Source organism: Streptomyces sp. CB03238 (assembly GCF_002099185.1).
In the GTDB taxonomy this organism is placed as follows: domain Bacteria; phylum Actinomycetota; class Actinomycetes; order Streptomycetales; family Streptomycetaceae; genus Streptomyces.
Genome location: NZ_NBCN01000010.1, coordinates 123,765 through 142,919 on the forward strand (window position 1 = coordinate 123,765; position 19,155 = coordinate 142,919).

At 70.1% G+C, this 19,155-nt stretch carries 17 protein-coding genes and 1 pseudogene; 11 read left to right on the top strand and 7 right to left on the bottom strand.

Annotation, left to right across the window (positions count from 1 at the left end; translation table 11 throughout):
- Positions 1-7: 7 nt before the first annotated feature.
- The 11 genes from BKD26_RS19435 to menC all read left to right on the top strand — a co-directional run bounded on the left by BKD26_RS19435 (position 8) and on the right by menC (position 12,905).
- Positions 8-1,336: a serine hydrolase domain-containing protein gene (locus tag BKD26_RS19435; protein WP_084899646.1), complete on the top strand. Its 1,329-nt coding sequence runs from the start codon at positions 8-10 to the stop codon at positions 1,334-1,336.
- Between the two features lie 21 nt (positions 1,337-1,357).
- Positions 1,358-2,305: a serine hydrolase gene (locus BKD26_RS19440; protein ID WP_084899650.1), complete on the top strand. Its 948-nt coding sequence runs from the start codon at positions 1,358-1,360 to the stop codon at positions 2,303-2,305.
- Positions 2,302-3,219 carry a serine hydrolase gene (locus BKD26_RS19445; protein ID WP_084899653.1) on the top strand — a complete coding sequence of 306 codons (918 nt, stop codon included), beginning with the start codon at positions 2,302-2,304 and terminating at the stop codon, positions 3,217-3,219. Before BKD26_RS19440 ends, BKD26_RS19445 begins: the two co-directional genes overlap by 4 nt.
- Before the next feature lie 211 nt (positions 3,220-3,430).
- On the top strand, positions 3,431-5,032 hold the full coding sequence (locus BKD26_RS19450) for an ABC transporter substrate-binding protein (RefSeq protein WP_084899655.1): 1,602 nt from the start codon (positions 3,431-3,433) through the stop codon (positions 5,030-5,032).
- Positions 5,029-6,072 (top strand): ABC transporter permease, encoded by a 1,044-nt coding sequence (locus tag BKD26_RS19455; RefSeq protein ID WP_084899658.1) that lies wholly within the window; start codon positions 5,029-5,031, stop codon positions 6,070-6,072. Before BKD26_RS19450 ends, BKD26_RS19455 begins: the two co-directional genes overlap by 4 nt.
- Entirely contained in the window at positions 6,072-7,889 is a 1,818-nt protein-coding gene (locus BKD26_RS19460; RefSeq protein WP_084899660.1) for a dipeptide/oligopeptide/nickel ABC transporter permease/ATP-binding protein, read from the top strand. Before BKD26_RS19455 ends, BKD26_RS19460 begins: the two co-directional genes overlap by 1 nt.
- Positions 7,886-8,578, top strand: coding sequence for an ATP-binding cassette domain-containing protein (locus tag BKD26_RS19465; protein ID WP_084899663.1), 693 nt, complete (start codon positions 7,886-7,888; stop codon positions 8,576-8,578). The genes BKD26_RS19460 and BKD26_RS19465 overlap by 4 nt, the downstream gene beginning before the upstream one ends.
- An 89-nt stretch (positions 8,579-8,667) precedes the next feature.
- A complete protein-coding gene (locus BKD26_RS19470) occupies positions 8,668-9,690 on the top strand; it encodes a membrane dipeptidase (RefSeq protein ID WP_084899669.1) in 1,023 nt (340 codons plus the stop codon).
- Between the two features lie 237 nt (positions 9,691-9,927).
- On the top strand, positions 9,928-11,010 hold the full coding sequence (locus BKD26_RS19475) for a M20 family metallopeptidase (RefSeq protein WP_084899672.1): 1,083 nt from the start codon (positions 9,928-9,930) through the stop codon (positions 11,008-11,010).
- Positions 11,007-11,768 (top strand): GNAT family N-acetyltransferase, encoded by a 762-nt coding sequence (locus BKD26_RS19480; RefSeq protein ID WP_084899674.1) that lies wholly within the window; start codon positions 11,007-11,009, stop codon positions 11,766-11,768. The genes BKD26_RS19475 and BKD26_RS19480 overlap by 4 nt, the downstream gene beginning before the upstream one ends.
- 24 nt (positions 11,769-11,792) lie before the next feature.
- A complete protein-coding gene (menC, locus tag BKD26_RS19485; protein WP_084899677.1) occupies positions 11,793-12,905 on the top strand; it encodes an o-succinylbenzoate synthase in 1,113 nt (370 codons plus the stop codon).
- Between the two features lie 24 nt (positions 12,906-12,929).
- Here menC and BKD26_RS19490 read toward each other — a convergent pair whose 3' ends face one another.
- The 7 genes and pseudogenes from BKD26_RS19490 to BKD26_RS19515 all read right to left on the bottom strand — a co-directional run bounded on the left by BKD26_RS19490 (position 12,930) and on the right by BKD26_RS19515 (position 19,085).
- Entirely contained in the window at positions 12,930-13,403 is a 474-nt protein-coding gene (locus tag BKD26_RS19490; RefSeq protein WP_084899679.1) for a GNAT family N-acetyltransferase, read from the bottom strand.
- Between the two features lie 52 nt (positions 13,404-13,455).
- Positions 13,456-14,330, bottom strand: a pseudogene (locus BKD26_RS19495) (IS5 family transposase).
- 336 nt (positions 14,331-14,666) lie between these two features.
- On the bottom strand, positions 14,667-16,244 hold the full coding sequence (locus tag BKD26_RS19500; protein WP_241518736.1) for an ABC transporter substrate-binding protein: 1,578 nt from the start codon (positions 16,242-16,244) through the stop codon (positions 14,667-14,669).
- A gap of 543 nt (positions 16,245-16,787) precedes the next feature.
- Positions 16,788-16,913, bottom strand: a complete 126-nt coding sequence (locus BKD26_RS42040; protein ID WP_277622398.1) for a hypothetical protein — start codon at positions 16,911-16,913, stop codon at positions 16,788-16,790.
- The gene (locus tag BKD26_RS19505; protein WP_084899682.1) at positions 16,913-17,311 is read right to left on the bottom strand and encodes a PIN domain-containing protein; all 399 of its coding nucleotides are present in this window, start codon (positions 17,309-17,311) and stop codon (positions 16,913-16,915) included. Before BKD26_RS19505 ends, BKD26_RS42040 begins: the two co-directional genes overlap by 1 nt.
- Positions 17,308-17,589: a hypothetical protein gene (locus tag BKD26_RS19510; protein ID WP_084899684.1), complete on the bottom strand. Its 282-nt coding sequence runs from the start codon at positions 17,587-17,589 to the stop codon at positions 17,308-17,310. The genes BKD26_RS19505 and BKD26_RS19510 overlap by 4 nt, the downstream gene beginning before the upstream one ends.
- A gap of 368 nt (positions 17,590-17,957) precedes the next feature.
- Complete coding sequence (locus BKD26_RS19515; RefSeq protein WP_084899687.1) at positions 17,958-19,085, bottom strand: magnesium and cobalt transport protein CorA; 1,128 nt, start codon at positions 19,083-19,085, stop codon at positions 17,958-17,960.
- Positions 19,086-19,155: the final 70 nt, after the last annotated feature.

The window sequence follows — 19,155 nt, forward strand, 5'->3', positions numbered from 1 at the left end:
GACGTGCGTGAAGGCCGACACCGAGCACTGGGCCAGCCGCCTGGCGGCCCTGGCCGCCGACTCCGAAGTGCCGGGCGCGAGCCTCGCGTTCTGGTACGACGGCGAGGTGTACGAGTGCGCCACCGGCGTCCTCAACACCGGCACCGGGGCGCCCGTGCGCACCGACTCACTGTTCCAGATCGGATCGGTCACCAAGGTGTGGACCGCGACCCAGCTGATGCTCCTGGTCGAGCAGGGCCGCGCCACCCTGGACACTTCCGTCGCGGAGATCCTGCCGGAGTTCCGGGTGCGCGACCCCCGTGCCACCGCGGCGATCACCCTGCGCCACCTGCTCACCCACACCTCGGGCATCGACGGCGACCTGTTCCTGGACACGGGCCGCGGCGACGACTGCCTGCGGCGCTACGTCGAGGCGTGCGCCGACCTGGAGCAGACCTTCCCTGTCGGGGATTCCCACTCGTACTGCAACTCCGGTTTCGTCATCGCCGGCCGGGTCGTCGAACGGCTCACCGGCAGGGTCTGGGACCAGGCCCTGCGCGAGCAGATCTGCGAGCCGCTGGGACTGACCCATACCTGGACGCTGCCGGAGGACGTCCTGCGCTTCGGCGCCGCCGTCGGCCACGACGAGCACGGCGCCGTGGTGCCGCAGTGGGGGCTGCCCCGGTCCGTCGGCCCCACGGGGCTGATCTGCGCACGGGCCGCCGACGTGGTCGCCTTCGGCCGCGCCCACCTCACCCCCGGAGCACTCCTCGCCGACCCTGCCGCCTTGCGACGGGCACAGGTCGATCTGCCCAATCCGCACTGCGGCGGACGGCAGTGGGGCATCGGCTGGAGCCTGGACGAGTGGGACGGCCACGAGGTCGTCTTCCACACCGGCGACACCATCGGCCAGCACGCCGTTCTCTGGGTCCTGCCCGAACTCGGGACCGCCATCGCCCTCCTGATCAACGGCGGCCGGAGCGTCGAGTTCCAGCACCGTCTCGCCTCCGAGCTTCTCCGAGAGCTGCACGCGATCGACGTACCCGCCCCCATCGCCCCGCCCGAGCAGCCCGTCCATGTCGACGTCGACCCGTTCACCGGTGTGTACGAGCGCGCCGGCAGCAGGATCCACGTGACGGCGGGCGAGGGCGGCCGAGCGCGTCTGCGTACCGAGCCGACCGGCATCCTCGTGGGCCTCGCCCGCTCGCGCACCCTCGACCTCGTCGCCGTCGACGCGACGACTTTCGTCGGCCGCGACGAAGGCGACTCGATCTGGGACGCGGTGGTGTTCGAGCAGCGCACCGACGGCCCCTCGTACCTCCACTACAGCGGCCGGGCCACCCCCAAGACCAGCTGACTTCCGCAGGATTGGATCCCGATGGCACCACCCTCCACCGCAGTTGCCGCGACCTCGGCTTTCCAGACGATCTTCGACGAGGCCGGTGTCGAGGGCTTCGTCCACGCCCGCGACATCGACGATGACGGCGAAAACGGTGGCCGTGATGTCGCCTTCCGCGCCGATGTCCCCGTCATCGTCGCGTCCATCCGCAAGATCGCGGTCGCGGTCGCCTACGCCCGCCAGGCAGCCGCGGGAGCCCTCGACCGGGCCGCCCGGCACACCATCACCGCGGCCAACCGAGAGGGCGGCGGCATCGGCACCGACAGCTGCCGGCACGACGTCACCATGAGCACCCGCGACCTCGCGTTCTTCATGCTCTCCATGAGCGACAACGCGGCCACCGACAAGCTCATGGAGATCCTCGGCACGGACCAGGTACGCGCCGTCGCCGCCGAACTCGGCTGCCCGCGCCTGCCGGTCGGGCGCTACCGAGAGCTGTGGGACCCGGTCTGGGAGGAGCTCGGCCTCGACCCGGGCGGCGACATCGACGCCCAGCTCGACGAGGTGAGCGAGGACCGGATCAGGGGCCTCGCCATGCTCGACCCCACCCGGTCCGCCTCCAGCACACCCCGGGAGATCACCTCCATGCTCACGGCGATCTGGCGCGACCAGGCCGGCCCCGCGGAAGCCTGCTCAGAGGTGCGGGAGTTGATGAGCCATCAGCTGTCCGTCCACCGGCTGGTCGCGGGCTTCGACGACGACATCCGCGTCGCGGCCAAGAACGGCTCCCTGTGGGGAGTCCTGAACGAAGCCGCCGTCGTCGAGTACCCCGACGGCGGCCGCTACGCCGTCGCGGTCTTCCTGCGCACTCCCGCCCTCGGCGGCCGCAACCCGGCCGCCGACGCCGCGATCGGCCGTGCCGCGCGGACCGCCGTCGACCACCTGCGCCGCCCGCCGGCCGCCACCCCACCCGAGGAGACGACATGACCACCGCCGCAGAGCAGTCAGCCGGAGCCGAGCAGGTCCACACCGTGCTCTCCTACAACTTCGCCCAGGCCGGTGTCGAAGGCTACGTCCATGCCCGGGACCTCGACACAGGAGAGGAGTTCGGCCACGGCGCCGACACCCCGGTCGTGCTGGCCTCCGTCTTCAAGATCCCCATCGCCCTTGAGTACGCCCGCCAGGCGGCGGCCGGGGAGCTCGACCCGGCACGGCGCCACACGGTCACGCCCGCCTACCGGGCCGGCGGCAGCGGTACCGACGGATGCGCGTACGACGTCGAGATGAGCGCCCGCGACCTCGCCTTCATGATGACGACGATCAGCGACAACGCGGCGACCGATCTGCTCCTGGACGTCGTCGGCCCCGACCGGGTCCGCAGGACCCTCGACGACCTGGGCTTTCCCGGCTTCGGGTTCTCATCGTCGGCTGCCCTGGACGACGACATCCGCCAGGAACTCGGCCTCGCTCCGGACCGCTCCCTCGACGACCAGTTGGCCGGTATCCGCGACGAGCGACTCCTCGCCCTCCGCGCCTGCGCCCCCGGCAGCAGCCCGTCGAGCACGCCCCGCGAGGTGACCGCGCTCCTTGCCGCCATCTGGCGCGACGAAGCCGGTCCGGCGAGCGCCTGCGCCGAGGTCCGGGACATCATGGGCCAACAGGTTTGGCAGCACCGCCTGGTCTCCGGCTTCCCCGAAGCGGGCATGCGGCTCGCAGGCAAGACGGGCACCGACTTCGCCGTACGCAACGAGGCCGGCGTGATCGAGTACCCCGACGGCAAGCGGTACGCGGTGGGCGTCTTCCTGCGTACGTCGACCGCGGCCACGCGGCAGCCCCTCGCGGACCGGGCGATCGGCCGCGCCGCCAGGATCGCCGTCGATCACCTCCGCGCCGGAACGTGAACGAGCCGCCCGTGCCCTCCGTCCGTCCGTACGGACCCGCCCCGCCCCGGACCGCCTCCCCCGCGGTCCGGGGCCCTCGTGTCTTCGCGGCCGTCGCCCGGCTTGGGATCCCGCACCCAACAAGCCCGGCCGCTTTCGTCGCCCCGACTGAATCATTTCCGGCCATGAGCCGCGACTGTGGGGCAACTCTCCCGCCCCAAGGAGTCCCCCTATGAAGCCCCCGATGCCCTCGATGAAGAGAGCCAAGGCGATATCCGCCTGTCTGGCGGTGTCACTGCTGGCGGCCGGCTGCGGCAGCGTCGCCCAGGCCGGATCGTCCGGCGGTGACCCCTTCAGCTACGCGATCAAGAGCGACCCGGGACTGCTCGACCCCGACCAGGTCCAGAACACCACCACGTACACCGCCCTGTCTCTGGCGTACGACACCCTGGTGCACGCCGGGACCGACGGCCGGATCGTCTCCGGCCTGGCCGAGAAGTGGGACGTCAAGCCCGCCTCCGTCACCTTCACCCTGCGCCGTGGCGTCACCTGCGCCGACGGCAGCCCCGTGACCCCGAGCACCGTCGCCGCCAACGTCGCCCACATCACCGATCCGGCCACCAAGTCGCCCGCGTACGGCGTCGTGGTCCCCGAGGGCCTCACCGCCAAGGCGGACCACACCGCCGGCACCGTGACCCTCTCGACGCCGGAGCCCTTCGCCTTCACCCTGCAGAGCACCCGCTACCTCTTCATCGTCTGCGGCGCGGGCCTGAAGGACCGCGGTCTGCTCCAGAGCGGCACCTCAGGATCGGGCCCCTTCCGGCTCACCTCCGCAGAGCCCAACCAGAGCTACACCTTCGCCAAGCGCGACGACTACGCCTGGGGTCCGGGCGGGGCGACCACCGCCGACCCCGCCATGCCCGGCTCGGTCGTGCTCAAGGTCGTGGGCAGCGAGGCGACGACCGCCAACCTGCTCCTCTCCCACCAGTTGAACGGCGCACAGCTCGCCGGCCCCGACCGCGCCCGCGTCGCAAACATCCCCGGGGTGACCACCACCGACCAGGCCAACGGCACGCAGGAGTTCTTCTTCCACCAGGGCAAGGGCCACCCCGGCAGCGACCCGGCCGTCCGCACGGCCCTGCTCCAGGCCGTCGACTTCGAATCCCTCGGAGCGATCGCCACCGGCGGCACCGGCCGCACCCCCACCGGCCTGGTCATGGAACCGAAGCCCTGCCCCGCCGACACCGTCACCGGCCACCTGCCCGCCTTCGACCCCCACGCGGCAGGCTCGGCTCTCCACGCCGCAGGGTGGCGCCGAGGCCCCGACGGCTTCCGCGTCAAGGACGGCAAGCGGCTCACCATCCGCATGATCTACGGCACGTCCTCGGGCGAGACCATGGCTGCCGCGGCCGAGTATCTGGCCGAGTCATGGAAGAACGTCGGCGCCGACGTCCGGCTGCGAGCCGTGTCCGACGCCGCCTATGGCGAGGTCGAAGCGGTCACCCAGGACTGGGACGTGAACTGGGCGCCGCTCGGTGTCACGCTGCCCACGCAGCTGCTCGGCGCCCTGTCCGGCCCCTTCACCCCCGACGGCGGCAACTTCGCCCACCTCACTAACAAGACCTACGAGCGACTCACCGCCGAGGCGAGCAGGCTCCCCGGCGCCGTCGGCTGCGACCTGTGGGAGCGGTCGGAACACGCCCTCCTCGACAGCGGGGACATCGTTCCCGTCGTCGACAAGACCGTCACGATCGCCGCCCACAACGCCACCTTCCGCATCACGTCGGGCCTCTTCGACCCGACGTCGATCCGGATGACGGGAGGACAGAAGTGACCACCCCATCCGACGTCCTCACCCCGCACGAAGCGACCTCCGCCGCTGCCGCCGCGCCGCGCCGCCCCCGGCGGCTGAGCCTGCGCTTCTTCGGCCGGCAACTGCTCCGCCTGGTCGGCTCCCTCGCCGTGCTCGTCGTGGCGTCGTTCGCGATGATCCACCTCATCCCCGGCGACCCGCTGCGCCAGATGCTCGGTCCGACCGCACCGAAGGAACTCGTCGACCAGCGCAGGAGCGAACTCGGCCTTGACCAGCCGTTGTTCACCCAGTTCACCGACTATGTCCGGCAGTTGCTCTCCGGCGACCTCGGCACTTCGTTCTTCTCCTCCCAGCCGGTGACCGACATCATCGGCCAGGGCCTCCCCAACACCCTCGCGCTCGCCGTCCTCGCCACCCTCACCGCACTCGCCGTGGCCGTACCGCTGGGCCTGTGGGCCGCCGTCCGCACCCACAACGGACGCCGGCGCGGCACCGAGACCACGTTCACCACGCTCACCGGCGCGGCCGTCGCCATCCCCGAGTACCTCTACGGTCTGGCGCTGCTGCTCGTCCTCGCCCTGGGCCTCGGCCTGTTCCCGCCGGCCGGCCTCACCGGGCCCGCCTCGTTCGTCCTGCCGGTCACGGCGCTCGCCATCGCACCGGCGGCGATGATCGCCCGCCTGGCCCGCGTCGAGACCCTGCGCGAACTCGACACCGACTACATGCGCCTGGCCCACGCCAAGCGGCTGCCCGCCCGGCGGCTGTACGCGGTCCACCTGCTGCCGAACACCCTCACCGCGACCCTGACCATGGGCGGCCTGCTGCTCAGCGGGCTGATCACCGGAAGCGTCCTGGTCGAGAACGTCTTCGCCTGGCCCGGTCTCGGCCTGCGCACGGTCGAGGCCATCACCCAGAAGGACTACCCCGTGGCGCAGGCCATGATCCTCGTCTACGGTGCGCTCGTCCTCGTCGTCAACTTCCTCGTCGACATCCTGCTCGGGATCCTCGACCCCAAGTCGACCCTGTCCACCCCGTCCGCCTCCTCCCGCAGGGAGGGCTGATGCGCCGTCTACTGAGAAACCCCGCCGGTCTGCTGGGCGCCGTGATCGTCGCCCTCATGGTCCTCCTCGCCGTCGTCGGCCCGCCGATCTGGGAGGACGCCGCCACCCGGATGAACCCGAAGGAGATCAGCCAGGGAGCCTCCGCCTCGCACCTGCTCGGCACCGACGCCCTCGGCCGTGACCTCCTCGCCCGGACCCTCGTCGCCACCCGGCTGACCCTGGGCCTCGCCTTCCTGGCCACCCTGATCGGCACCGTCTCCGGCGTCCTGCTCGGAACCATGCCGCAGATCCTGCCCCGGCGCGCGGGCCGAGCAGTCATCGCCGCGGTCGACCTCCTGGTGGCCTTCCCGGCCCTCCTGCTCGCCATGTTCACCGCCGTCGTCGCGGGCCTCGGCGCACAGGGCGCCGTCCTCGGCATCGGCGTCGCCCTCGCACCGACCTTCGCCCGGCTCACCCACACCATGACCGCGTCCGTCGCCGGATCCGACTACATCGCCGCGGCCCGCATGCTGCGCGTGCCCCGCCACCGCATCCTCACCCGGCACGTCCTGCCCAACATCGCCGAACCGCTCATTCTCAACACCGCCCAGGCCATGGGCGGCGCCCTGCTCGGCCTGTCCGCGATGTCCTTCCTCGGCATGGGCGTCCAGGCACCCTCGTACGACTGGGGCCGGCTGCTCAACGAAGCCTTCGGGCACGTCTACGTCACCCCGTCCGTCGTCGTGGCCCCCGCCCTCGCCGTCAGCCTCTCCGGCCTCGGCTTCATGCTGCTCGGCGACACCTTCGCCAAGGCCGCCGCCCACACCCGCGAAACGTCCGGAAAGCCCGTCGCCCCCACGGTCACCCCCGCCATGGACGAGCCCGCACCGGACGCCGTCCTGGAGGTACGGGACCTCACCGTCGCCTTCCCCGGCGGCATCACCCCCGTACGCCAGGTGTCGCTGACCGTCCGCGCCGGGGAGATCGTCGGCCTCGTCGGCGAATCTGGTAGTGGCAAGAGCATGACGGCCGCCGCCATCGGCCGGATCGTGCCCTACCCGGGCCTGGCCGCCAGCGCCCGCTTGCGGCTCGGCGGGGTGGACCTGGACGGCCTGACGGACTCCGAGCGCCGCAAGCTGCTCGGGTCGTCACTCGCGATGGTCTTCCAGGACCCCACCTCCTCCCTCAACCCCGCCCTCCGCGTCGGCGGCCAGCTCGCCGAAGTGGCCACCCTGCACGACGGCGCCACCCGCACCGAGGCACGGGCCCGCGCCGTCGAACGCCTCGACCGGGTCCGCATCAAACACCCCGCCGACGTCGCCAAGCGGTACCCGCACGAACTGTCCGGAGGCATGCGCCAGCGTGCCGTCATCGCCATGGGCCTGATGAACACGCCCCGACTGATCATCGCGGACGAACCCACCACCGCCCTCGACGTCACCGTCCAGCGCGAGGTCCTGCGGGTCCTGCGCGAAGCGGTCGACGAGACACAGGCGGGAGCCCTGTTCATCTCCCACGACATCGCCGTCGTCAGCGAACTGTGCGACCGGATCGCCGTCATGTACGCGGGCCGCATCGTCGAGGAACTCCCCGCCGACGCCCTCCACTACGCCCGCCACCCCTACACCCGCGCCCTCGTCGGCTCGCTGCCCGACATGGACACCGACCGGTCGGGCCCCCTCACCACCATCCCCGGCCGCCAGCCCGCGCCCGCAGACGTCGGCGACGGCTGCGCCTTCGCCGACCGTTGCACCTTCGCCACAGCCCGCTGCGCCATCCGCCCCAAGCTGCTCGCCCGTACGGAGACCCATTCCGTGGCCTGCTGGGAGGTCCTGTGAACATCAGCGAACTCACCGTCCGCTTCGGCTCCTTCACTGCCGTCGACAGCGTGAGCCTGGAGGTCCCCGCCGGCTCCGTCACCGGGCTTGTGGGGGAGTCCGGCTCCGGAAAGTCCACCCTCGCCCGCGCCGTGGCCGGCCTGACCCCGTACCGGGGCACGGTCACCGGAGTCGCGCCCGGCCGCGTTCAGATGGTGTTCCAGGACCCATACTCCTCGCTCAACCCGCGCATGAGCATCGGCGACGCCATCGCCGAGGGCACCCGCGTCCCGCGCGCCCAGCGGCCGGCGGAGGTCGGCCGGCTCCTCGAACTGGTCTCCCTCCCGGCCGCGTACGCCGCCAAGTATCCCCGTGAACTCTCCGGCGGCCAGCGCCAGCGCGTCGCCATCGCCCGCGCGCTGGCGGCCGGGCCGGAGCTGCTCATCGCCGACGAGATCACCTCCGCCCTCGACGTCTCCGTCCAGGGAGCCGTCCTCAACCTGCTGCGCGAACTGCGCGGAGAGCTCGGTCTGACCATGCTCTTCATTTCGCACAACCTCGCCGTGGTGCGGTACGTCTGCGACGCCGTCGCCGTCATGCACCACGGCCGGCTCGTGGAGTCCGGCCCTGTCGAGGACGTGATCGGCGCGCCCCGGCACGCGTACACCCGCGTCCTGCTCGACGCGGTCCCGCGCCTCGCCCGCGCCTGAGCCGCCCGCCCCGCCCTCGTGCCCGGCGGCCCGACACCCCGTACGGCTACGGGTCGCCGGACGCCCTTCCACCGCCCGAAAGGATCGTCGTGTCCCACGACCTCCACCACAGTGCCGTCGTCGCCGACGCACACAACGACCTCCTCATGGCCGTCGCAGCACGCCCGCCCAAGCGCTGGGGCCCCTTCTTCCGCGAACGCTGGCTACCCCAGCTGCGCGAAGGCGGCATCGACATCCAGGTTCTGCCCGTCTTCATCGACGACCAGTACCGCCCCGAGGGCGCGCTCCGGCAGACCCTCCGCATGATCGAGTGCGCCCACGTCCTCGCCGAGGCCAACGCCGACCAGGTCGCACTCTGCCTGAACGGCGCCGACATCGACGCGGCCCTCACCGAGGACAGGATCGCCCTGGTCCTCGCCCTGGAGAGCGCCCCCGGCATCGACGCCTCCGTCGAACTCTTCCCCACCCTCTTCCGACTGGGTGTACGGATCGCCTCCATCGCCCACTGGGGACGCACCCCGCTCGCCGACGGCAGCAGGGAGGACGCCACCGGCAGCCGACTGACCGTGCCGGGCGTCGAGGCGCTGCGCGAGATGGAACGCCTCGGGATGCTCTTCGACATCTCCCACCTGGGGGCGAGCGGCGTCGCACACGTCCTGGAACTGGCCACCCGGCCGCTCATCGCTACCCACTCGTGCGCCCGGGCCCTGCGCGACCACCACCGTAACCTCACCGACGACCAGATCCGGGGCGTGGCCGCCACCGGCGGTGTGGTGTGCGTGAACTTCGTACCGGACTTCCTCACCGACGACCAGGCGAAGGTGAGCACCGACCGGATCGTCGACCACATCGAGCACATCGTCTCCGTCGCCGGGATCGACCACGTCGGGCTCGGTTCGGACTTCGTACGTGAGGTCATGCACGACGTCACCCCGCCCTGCTGCGAGAGCCTCGACGACGAGGACCCGATGTTCGACTTCCCCGGGCTCGAAGGCCCGGCGGGCATGCCGCTGGTCACCGAGGCGCTCTTCCGCAGGGGCCTGCCGGAGGAGGACATCCTGAAGGTTCTCGGCGGGAACATGCGGCAGCTCATGGCCAAGCACATGGGCTGACCTTGGCTGACTTGTCCTAGGAACGGTGCCCGGCCGGTCGTACGACCCGCCGGGCGTCGGTCGTTCGTGGGATTCGGTCCCCGCTACGAACCCGACGCCGAGGTTGTCACTACGGCACGAACCGGGCGGTGTCCGCCCTGCCTAGCGTGGCGGTCATCCCAACCTGGAGGACCCACCGTGCCGGTTGACCAAGAACCCCGTCCACCGCGAGCGGACCACGCGTTCGATCTCGACGCCATGCTCGCCGACCTCGAAGAACTCGTTACCTGTGAGTCGTACTCCGCCGACCACGCAGCTGTCGCCCGCAGCGCACAGGTCGTCGCCGACCAGGGCAGTCGGCTGCTCGGCGCCCGCCCGCAGACGCTGGTCGTCGACGGCGTCACCCACGTGCAGTGGACCTTCGGAACCCCGCGCATCCTGCTGCTCGGTCACCACGACACCGTCTGGCCGATCGGCTCGCTCAAGACCCACCCCTGGTCGGTGGAGCAGGGCATCGCCCGCGGCCCGGGCGTCTTCGACATGAAGGCCGGCCTGGTCCAGATGTTCCACGCCCTTGCCTCCCTGCCCTCCCTCGACGGTCTGTGTGTCTTGGTCACGGGCGACGAGGAGGTCGGCTCGGACACCTCCCGTCACCTCATCGAGGACCTGGCACGTCAGTGCGCGGCCACCCTCGTCCTCGAGCCCTCCGCACCTGGAGGAGCGCTCAAGACCAGCCGCAAGGGCGTCTCCCTCTACGACATCACCGTCCACGGACGCGCCGCCCACTCCGGACTCGAACCCGAAAAGGGCATCAACGCGGCCACCGAACTGGCCCAGCATCTCCTCGCCCTGAGCTGGATCGCCGAAACGGTCACCGCCCAGACCGGACCCGGGACGACGGTCACACCGACACTGATGTCGGCTGGCACCGCGAACAACACCGTGCCCGCCCGCGCCGACCTCAGCGTGGACGTACGGGTACCGAATGCCGCCGCCCAGGACGCGGTCGACCAGCTGATCAGGGCCTTGAGACCGGAGCATCCCGGCGCGCGTCTGCATGTCGCGGGCGGCCCCAACCGCCCGCCGCTGGATCCGGACGCCTCCCACAAGCTCTTCGCCCTGGCCGATGACATCGCCTCACGTCTCGGTCTCGACCCCCTGCGTCAGGCGGCCGTCGGCGGCGCCTCCGACGGCAACTACACCGCCGGAGCCGGCTGCCCCACCCTCGACGGCCTCGGCGCCGTCGGCGACGGCGCCCACGCCGACCACGAACACGTCGTCACCGCCACGATGCCGGACCGCGCCCGGCTGCTGGCCCACCTCGTCGGAGCGCTGCAGTGAACGCACTCGACCTCAGGGAACTCCACAGCATGGAGGACCTCGACACCGTCAGCCGCCTCTACGCCGACATCTGGGGCACGGACGCAGACAGCCCGCCCGTCTCCGCGGAAGTCATGCGCGCTCTGTCCCACGCGGGCAACTACGTCGCCGGCGCCTACGAGAACGGCCGGCTGGTCGGCGCCTCCGTCGCCTTCTTCGGCGATCCCATCGGCACCACCCTGCACTCCCACATCACCGGCACCGCCCAGGGACGCGGCATCGGCCTCGCCCTCAAACTTCACCAGCGCCAATGGGCCCTCACCCGCGGAATCAAGCGCATCACCTGGACCTACGACCCGCTGATCCGCCGCAACGCCTACTTCAACCTCGTCAAGCTAGGCGCACGCCCCGAGGAGTACCTGCCGTCCTTCTACGGCGCCATGGACGACGCCATCAACGGCGGCGACGAGTCCGACCGCGTCCTGACCACCTGGGACCTGACCGCGCCCACAGGGCCGTACACCTTCACCCTGCCCGCCGGCGCCGCCCACGGCGTCCGCAACCAGGATGGCCGCCCCGTGATCGGCCCGACCGACGCCGACACCGTCCTCATCGACCTCCCCGACGACATCGAGTCCCTGCGCCGTACGGACCCGGGCGCCGCCCGCGACTGGCGGCTGGCCGTACGGCACACCCTCGGCGGCCTGCTCGCCGAGGGAGCTACCGTCGCCGGCTTCCACGACCGACGCAGCTACGTCATCCACCGCACCGCCGCCTGAACCATCCCCAGGAGCCACCCGCACATGAAGACCAAGATCTCCGGCGTCGAACTGCGCCGCATCGCGATGCCGCTCGTCGCCCCGTTCCGCACCTCCTTCGGCGTCGAGACCAGCCGCGACGTCCTGCTGGTCCGCGTCGTCACCTCCGACGGCATCGAAGGCTGGGCAGAGTGCGCGGCCATGTCGGAGCCCCGCTACTGCTCGGAGTACGTCGACGGAGCGCAGGACGTCCTGCGCCGCTTCCTCGTTCCGGCCCTGCCGAAGGACGACGTGGACGCGGCCACCGTCGGCCGCGCACTCGAACCCTTCACCGGCCACCACATGGCCAAGTCGGTCCTGGAGACCGCCGTCCTCGACGCCCGACTCCGCTCGTCCGGCGAGTCCTTCGGCTCGTACCTTGGCGCAGCCCGCGACCGCGTCCCCTGCGGCGTCTCCGTCGGGATCATGGACTCGATACCCCAACTCCTCGACGCCGTCGAGGGGTACGTCTCCGAGGGCTACGCACGGATCAAGCTGAAGATCGAACCCGGCTGGGACGTCGAACCCGTCCGCGCCGTCCGCGAGCGCTTCGGTGACGACCTCCTCCTCCAGGTCGACGCCAACGCCGCCTACACCCTCGTCGACGCCCAGCAACTCGCGAAACTCGACGACTTCGGCCTGTTGCTGATCGAACAGCCCCTCGCCAACGACGACATGGTCCAGCACGCCCAGCTCGCCAAGCTGCTGCGCACCCCGATCTGCCTGGACGAGTCCATCGAGTCCGCCGCCGACGCCGCCGCGGCCATCTCGCTGGGCGCCTGCTCGATCATCAACATCAAGCCGGCCCGCGTCGGCGGCTACCTCGAAGCCCGCCGCATCCACGACATCGCCCGCGCCCACGGAATCCCCGTCTGGTGCGGCGGCATGCTGGAGACCGGCATCGGCCGCGCCGCCAACGTGGCCCTCGCCGCCCTCCCGGGCTTCACTCTCCCCGGTGACACCTCGGGCTCCCACCGCTACTTCGCCAGGGACATCACCGAGCCATTCGTCCTCGCCGACGGCCACCTCGACGTCCCGACGGGCCCGGGCCTCGGCATCGAACCGCTGCGGGATGTCCTGAAGGAGGTCACCACGTCCACCGAGTGGATCGCGCTCTAGGGCCTGTATCGGAAGTGGATCTCTTCATGCATCGAATGGCAGTTCCAACAGCTCCTCCGGAGGTTGGAAACCGTACCGCTGCCAGAGGGGACTGCTGCGCTCTGACGGCCAGACGATCAGAGTGTCGAAGCCGACCCTGCGTGAATGCCGGTTCAGCGCCTCAAGTAGCGCAGAGCCTGCTCCCTTGTTCCGTTGCAACGGTGTGACGTAGAAGTTCGTCACGTAGCCGACCGGTGTGTTGTCGCTGTACGGATCCGGCATCCTCTCCACCGGACAGAGGAAGACGTGACCGCAGATTTCACCTCCGGCCTCCGCGATCCACGCCAGCCATTGGCCATTGCGGAGCCGGTCGCGGATCCAGTGCTCCGCCTCTTCCAGGGGCCGGGCGGGAGCCGACGGCTGCCCTTCGAGGTCCTCCTGCTTGAACGTCCAGCGCAGTTCCGCCAAGATCCGCGCATCACCAGGCTGAGCCAGGCGCACCGTGAAGTGTGTGGTCATGAGGCGAGTGTCGTCTCTGCACTGCGGTGAGGTGAATTGATTTCCGCACTGGTCACAGCCACTCGTTGATGGCCGCGACGAGGACGGTCGCCTCGTAGCGGACGGCGAGTTTCTCGTAGCGGGTGGCCACCGCCCGGTACCTCTTGAGGCGGTTGATCCCGCACTCAACTGCGTGACGCTCGCGGTAGTCAGTCTTGTCGAACTTCGGCGGCCGGCCGCCGCGGGAGCCGAGCTTCTTGCGGTTGCGGGCGTGGTCGGCCTTGTCCGGGATGGTGCACCGGATCCCGCGTCTGCGCAGGTAGGCGCGGTTCTTGCGGGAGGCGTAAGCCTTGTCCGCCCGCACTCGGCTGGGCCGCGTACGCGGTCGGCCCGGCCCGACGCGAGGCACGCAGATCGCTTTGAGGACGGGCTCGAACTGCGGGGAGTCGCCGCGCTGTCCGGCCGTGATAACGATCGACATGGGCTTCTGTCCCTGTTCGACAGCCAGGTGCAGCTTGGTGGTCAGGCCGCCGCGCGAACGTCCGAGGCCGTGGTCGTCCGGCTCGCTGGCGATGCCACCGGGCGGTTCCTTTTGCAGATCCCCCTTTTCCGCGCGCCGGCCGCGTGCTGGTGAGCTCGGCAGACGGTGGAGTCGACGTTGATGTCCCAGGTGATCAGGTTCTTCGCGTCGGCCTGGGCCTGCAGCTCGGTGAAGATCCACTTCCAGGCGCCGTCGCGCTGCCAGCGGCGGAACAGGTCGTACACGCGGCCCCAGGGCCCGTACCGCTCCGGAACATCCCGCCACGGAGTCCCGGTCCGGGTTCGCCAGCGTATGCCGTCGATCAACTGTCGCCTCGTCCATATCGGTGGGCGTCCCGGCTTCTTGCCCTGGGGCAGCAGCGGCTCCAGGCGGGCCCACTGCGCATCTGTCAGATCTCCACGTGCCACGGACCGAAATCATCTCACGCTCAAGATCCACTTTCGATACACGCCCTAGTCCTCCGCACAGAACAGCCGACACTCCCGAAGGCTCCCAGGGCACCACGCCCAGGGGGCCTTCGCTGCACCTCGTCTCCTACGACGGAACGGCCCGGTGGGATTCTGCCCTGGGCACGAACGCAAGAGACTGCCACTCCGGCACAGTGGAACCACCGCACCGCGTGACGGCAGGAGCGCCTCCACCCGCCGAGCCTCCACGACGCCACGCAGCCCGCCCGCCCTGTCGACCCGGCTGAGCCATCCTTCCCGGGACGAGGGCGGGCGGGCGTCCGACTCCAGGCGGGGTTATCTGGAGCCTCCCGTCATGCGGATCGTGGTCGGCGCGAACATCCCCGACGAGATCCGGAAGGTGGCGCCGTAGGCGGCCACGGTCTGCGTCTTGTCCACGACCGGGATCAGGTCCGCGTTTTTGAACAGGGCAGTCTCGGCCTTGTTCCACAGCGGGCAGCCGACCTCAACCGGAAGGGTGGCGGCCTTCGCTGTGAGGCGGTCGTAAGTCGTATTCCTGATGTGGGCGAAGTTGTTGCCGTCGGGCGTGAAGGGGCCGGAGAGCAGACCGGTCAGCTGCGAGGGCAGGGTGACCCCGAGCGGAGCCCAATTCAGGTCCCAGTTCTGCTCGATGGCCTCGACCTGGAAGTAGGCGGCGTCGGAGACGGCACGCAGCCGCACGTCCGCACCGACCTGCTTCCAGGCGTCCGCCAGGTACTCGGCCGCGGCGGCCATCGTTTCGCCCCCGGAGGACGAGTAGATGAAGCGGAACGTCAGCTTCCTTCCGTTCTTGACCCGGATCGCACCCGGCGAGGGCTGGGTCCAGCCGGCGGCGTCGAGCTGCTGGGCGGCCGCGTGGGGGTCGTAGTCGGGCAGGTGGCCGGTGACGGTGTCGCCGGTGCAGGGCCTGGGCTGGGTGACCAGCCCGGTGGGCGGTCGTCCGGTGCCGCTTGTCACCACCGCGCCGAGGTCGGTCAGGTTGACGGCCGCAAGCAGGGCCTTGCGCACGGCAGGGTCGCTGCCCGGGTGGCCGGGGCCCTGGTGGAAGAAGAACTCATGGGTGCCGTTCTGCTGGTCGGTGGCGGTCAGGCCCGGCACGTTCGTGACGCGCGCCCGGTCCGGGCCTGCCAGCATGGCGCCGTTGAGGTGGTGGGAGAGCAACTCGTTGGCGATGGTGCCCTCGCTGGGCAGGACACGGAGTACGACCTTGCCGGGTCGGTCTGCGACGGGAACCCCTGCTGGGCCCCAGGTGTAGTCCTTGCGCCGGATGTAGGTGTAGCTCTGGTTCGGCTCGGCCGAGGTGAGCTGGAACGGCCCGGAGCCGGAGGTGCCTTTGGAGAGGAGCCGCCGGTCCTTGAGGCCCGCTCCGCAGACGATGAAAAGGTACCGGGTGGACTGCAGGATGAACGAGTACGGCCGTGGGGTGGAAAGCGTCACGGTTCCCGCCGCGTTGTCGGGTGTGGCGGTCATGTCCGGGGGGACCAAGATGCCGTAGGCCGGGGACTGGTTCTTCGGGTTGGTGATGTAGCGGACGTTCGCGGCGACGGTGTCCGGGGTGACCGGGCTGCCGTCGGCGCAGGTGGCGCCCTTGTGCAGGGCGAAGGTGACCGAGGACGGCCGGACCGTCCATGTGTCGGCGAGACCGGGGACGATTCTGCCGCTCGCGTCGGTGCTGACCAGTGTGTCGTAGGCCAGTGACACGGCGGTGTAGCTGCTGCCGTTCTTCGCCTGCGCGGGGTCGAGCAGCCCGGGGTCGGTCTTGATCGCGAAAACGAAGGCGTCTCCGCCCTTGGTACCGGCCGAGGTGGTGGCGCAGCCGGAGGCCAGGAGCGTGGACGCCGCGATGCACGCGGCGGCCATTCTGGTTCTTCTCATAGGGGGCTCCAGGGATCGGGAAGGTTGCCCCACAGTGGCCCTTGGGCGGCGAGGAACATTCAGAGGGAACGACGAAACGGCGTCCGATGATTGGTGACTCGATCCCAAACCCAGGGGAACGTCGTATGTATGAGGCCCCGGAGGCGCAATGAAGCACTATTGCGACGGGACCACCCGAGTGAGCGCCGTGGGGGGTCTTGGTCCTTCATCAGAGTGCCGAATCGCCGGCGTCGTTGCTCTGACAACGCCGACCCTCGGATGTGGCTTCGCTCCGAGGGCCGGCCCCCGCCGTCGGCACTGACCCTGAGCGGAGCCGGACCGGTGACGCTCGTATCGGGTGGGGAATTTCGACTATTGCATCGCCGATATCGGTCCCGCTTCACGGGTCGCGGTCTCGTCGAACGCGCCCGCACGCGCGCACCTCTCGGAGAGCCGCTCACGCCGCAGCCGTGAATTGGAGGTCTGCGCGCTGCGGTTTCTCGGAGTCGTGCAGTGGGTCGCTGCACTGCCCCTGGGGACAGCGGTACAGACAGACGTCCGCGGTCAGGCTTCGGTGCCGTCGTCGTCCTCGTCCAGCCAGGGTGCGTCCGGGGCTCGCAACAGTCGCAGGTCGCCGTCGGCTGGGATGAAGGCAGCGCTGTAGCGGCCGAGCACGTTGAGGTTCCGCATCAGATCTTCTCGGCGGTCACGCGTGGGTGGTCGGTGGTGAGCATGGTGATGTCCTCGACGTCGGACGTCAGGACCGTGACGCGGCCCGGCTGTGTGAGGGCGGTGGCGCAGAGCATCGCGTCGATGGCGTACTTGTGGCCGTGCAGGCCAGCCGCGCGCAGCAGGGTGGCGGCGGACTGGGCGACGGCCTGCGTGACCGGCTCGACCCGCAGCCGGGACAGCGTCCACTTGAGCGCGGCGTCGTTGATCCGGGGGTGGATCACCTCGACGAGCACCGCGGCCGAGGTGATCACCGGAAGATCGGCGTCGCGGGCGGCGGTGAGCCACTCGTGGACCTCACGGTTACGTTGCACGGCCTTCGCCAGGCCCTCGCTGTCCAGGATGAGCGCGCCACTCACGCGGCCGCCTCGGCCCCGGAGGAGGGGGTGCCGGTGAGCTTGGCCAGCTTGGTGGCCACGGCCTCGGGGTCGGCGGGGCCGTGGGTCTTGTCGAAGTCGGCGATCAATTCGTCAAGGTTGTCTCGCTCGATCTGCCGTTGCGCGGCCTTCTCCAAGTACGCGGACACACCCCGCTTGCCGACCCGCTCGCGGATTGCTTGCAGGGTGCCGGCGGTCAGGGAGACGGAGATGCCGCTGCTGGGGCCGTCGCCGGGAGGGAAGTCGGTGTCGTCAACCATGACACGAGTATGGCATTTCAAATGCTATACGGCGAGTCCTTGTCCGGTGGAGGGCGTCCGGCAGGCGCTGCCCGTAGTTACTCACTGTAATGCGCGGCGACATCGGTGAGCCGGGCGAGGGTGGCCAACTGTGCGACGGGCGGATGTGATGGCGCGGGCGTGAGATGCGGTTGGCGGCTCCGGTTCTCCCCGGATTCTCCCGAGTGTCCACAGATCCCCAAAAAGCCAGGTCAGAGGCCCTGTGGAGGTACGGCGAGGAGATCACCCGCATCACTTCTCCCCAGGGACTCCCCAGCGCCCCATAGGGCTCCCTATGCGGGAGGCGCAAGAGCAAACCATGCGCGTGCTGCTTGAGCGGAGCCGGTCACCTAAAGCCAATCGCGGCGCTTGAAAATCACGTACAAACTGACGCAAACCATCCCCATCAAGCCCACCGCGAAGGGGTATCCGAAGCTCCAACCCAGCTCAGGCATGGACTCGAAGTTCATGCCGTAGATAGTTCCCACGAGTGTGGGTGCGAAGAGAATGGCCGCCCAGGCTGAAATCTTCTTGATCTCCTCGTTCTGGGCGAAGCCCGCCTCCGCCAGCGCCCGCATCTCCGCGTTCTGTTGCTGGGTGACCAGGGTCGCGTTGACCGTGAGGATTTCGGTGAGGGCCTGGCGGAAGCCGTCCACACGTTCGCTGGTGTGCGTGACGTGGTCGGCGACGTCCCTCAGGTGGCGCTGGAGCTCCTCCTCCGTGCCGTATTTGGCGAAGCCGGCCATCAGGCCGTGGAGCATGCCGACCAGGGGGCGGGTGGCGCGCTGGAACTCGACCATTTCGCGGGAGAGTTCGTAGATGCGGCGGGACACCTCCGGGTCGCCCCGGAAGACCTCCGTCTCGATCTCGTCGATGTCGTTCTGGACGCCCGCCACCACCGGGGCGTAGCCGTCGACGACCGCGTCGAGGATGGCGTACAGCACCGCTTCCGGGCCCAGGGCCAGGAGTTCCGGGGTCTCCTCCATGCGGCGGCGTACCGCGGAGAGGTCGGGGGCCGCGCCGTGGCGGACCGTGATGAGGAAGTCCGCGCCGAGGAAGACGTGGAGTTCGCCGAAGTCGACCTCCTCCTGGGCGTCGAGGTAGCGGGCGGCGCGCAGCACGACGAAGAGCGTGTCGCCGTACCGTTCCAGCTTCGGGCGCTGGTGGGCCTCCATGGCGTCCTCGACGGCCAGCTCGTGGAGGTCGAACTCGGCCGCCAGGGACAGGAGTTCCGCCTCCGAGGGGCGATGGAGCCCTATCCAGGCCATGCCGTCCGGCTCCTCGCGCAACTGGCGGAAGGTCTCGGCGAGCGTGCCGGGGGAGGAGACCTTGCGGCCGTCCCGGTAGAGGGACGCCTGGACCACACTGCCCCGGTCGCGGGACGGGGCAACGGGCGCAACCGCCGGTGCGTGTTCGGCGGTGGGCACCGGGGCCGTGGAGCGCCGGCGCCAGTTCGGCTTCTTCGAGGGCAGGGTCATACGGGTCTCACCTCCCGGGTCGAACCATATACGTCCCGGTTTGCCCCGGCATGGCAGGGGCCGGATACGT

Excerpts from the sequence above, each read along its gene's own strand:
- BKD26_RS19440 (WP_084899650.1), top strand. The coding sequence starts at position 1,358 with ATGGCACCACCCTCCACCGCAGTTGCCGCGACCTCGGCTTTCCAGACG.
- menC (WP_084899677.1), top strand. The coding sequence starts at position 11,793 with ATGAAGACCAAGATCTCCGGCGTCGAACTGCGCCGCATCGCGATGCCG.
- BKD26_RS19450 (WP_084899655.1), top strand. The coding sequence starts at position 3,431 with ATGAAGCCCCCGATGCCCTCGATGAAGAGAGCCAAGGCGATATCCGCC.
- BKD26_RS19510 (WP_084899684.1), bottom strand. The coding sequence starts at position 17,589 with ATGGTTGACGACACCGACTTCCCTCCCGGCGACGGCCCCAGCAGCGGC.
- BKD26_RS19475 (WP_084899672.1), top strand. The coding sequence starts at position 9,928 with ATGCTCGCCGACCTCGAAGAACTCGTTACCTGTGAGTCGTACTCCGCC.
- BKD26_RS19445 (WP_084899653.1), top strand. The coding sequence starts at position 2,302 with ATGACCACCGCCGCAGAGCAGTCAGCCGGAGCCGAGCAGGTCCACACC.
- BKD26_RS19490 (WP_084899679.1), bottom strand. The coding sequence starts at position 13,403 with ATGACCACACACTTCACGGTGCGCCTGGCTCAGCCTGGTGATGCGCGG.
- BKD26_RS19500 (WP_241518736.1), bottom strand. The coding sequence starts at position 16,244 with ATGAGAAGAACCAGAATGGCCGCCGCGTGCATCGCGGCGTCCACGCTC.
- BKD26_RS19515 (WP_084899687.1), bottom strand. The coding sequence starts at position 19,085 with ATGACCCTGCCCTCGAAGAAGCCGAACTGGCGCCGGCGCTCCACGGCC.
- BKD26_RS19460 (WP_084899660.1), top strand. The coding sequence starts at position 6,072 with ATGCGCCGTCTACTGAGAAACCCCGCCGGTCTGCTGGGCGCCGTGATC.
- BKD26_RS42040 (WP_277622398.1), bottom strand. The coding sequence starts at position 16,913 with ATGCGGAACCTCAACGTGCTCGGCCGCTACAGCGCTGCCTTCATCCCA.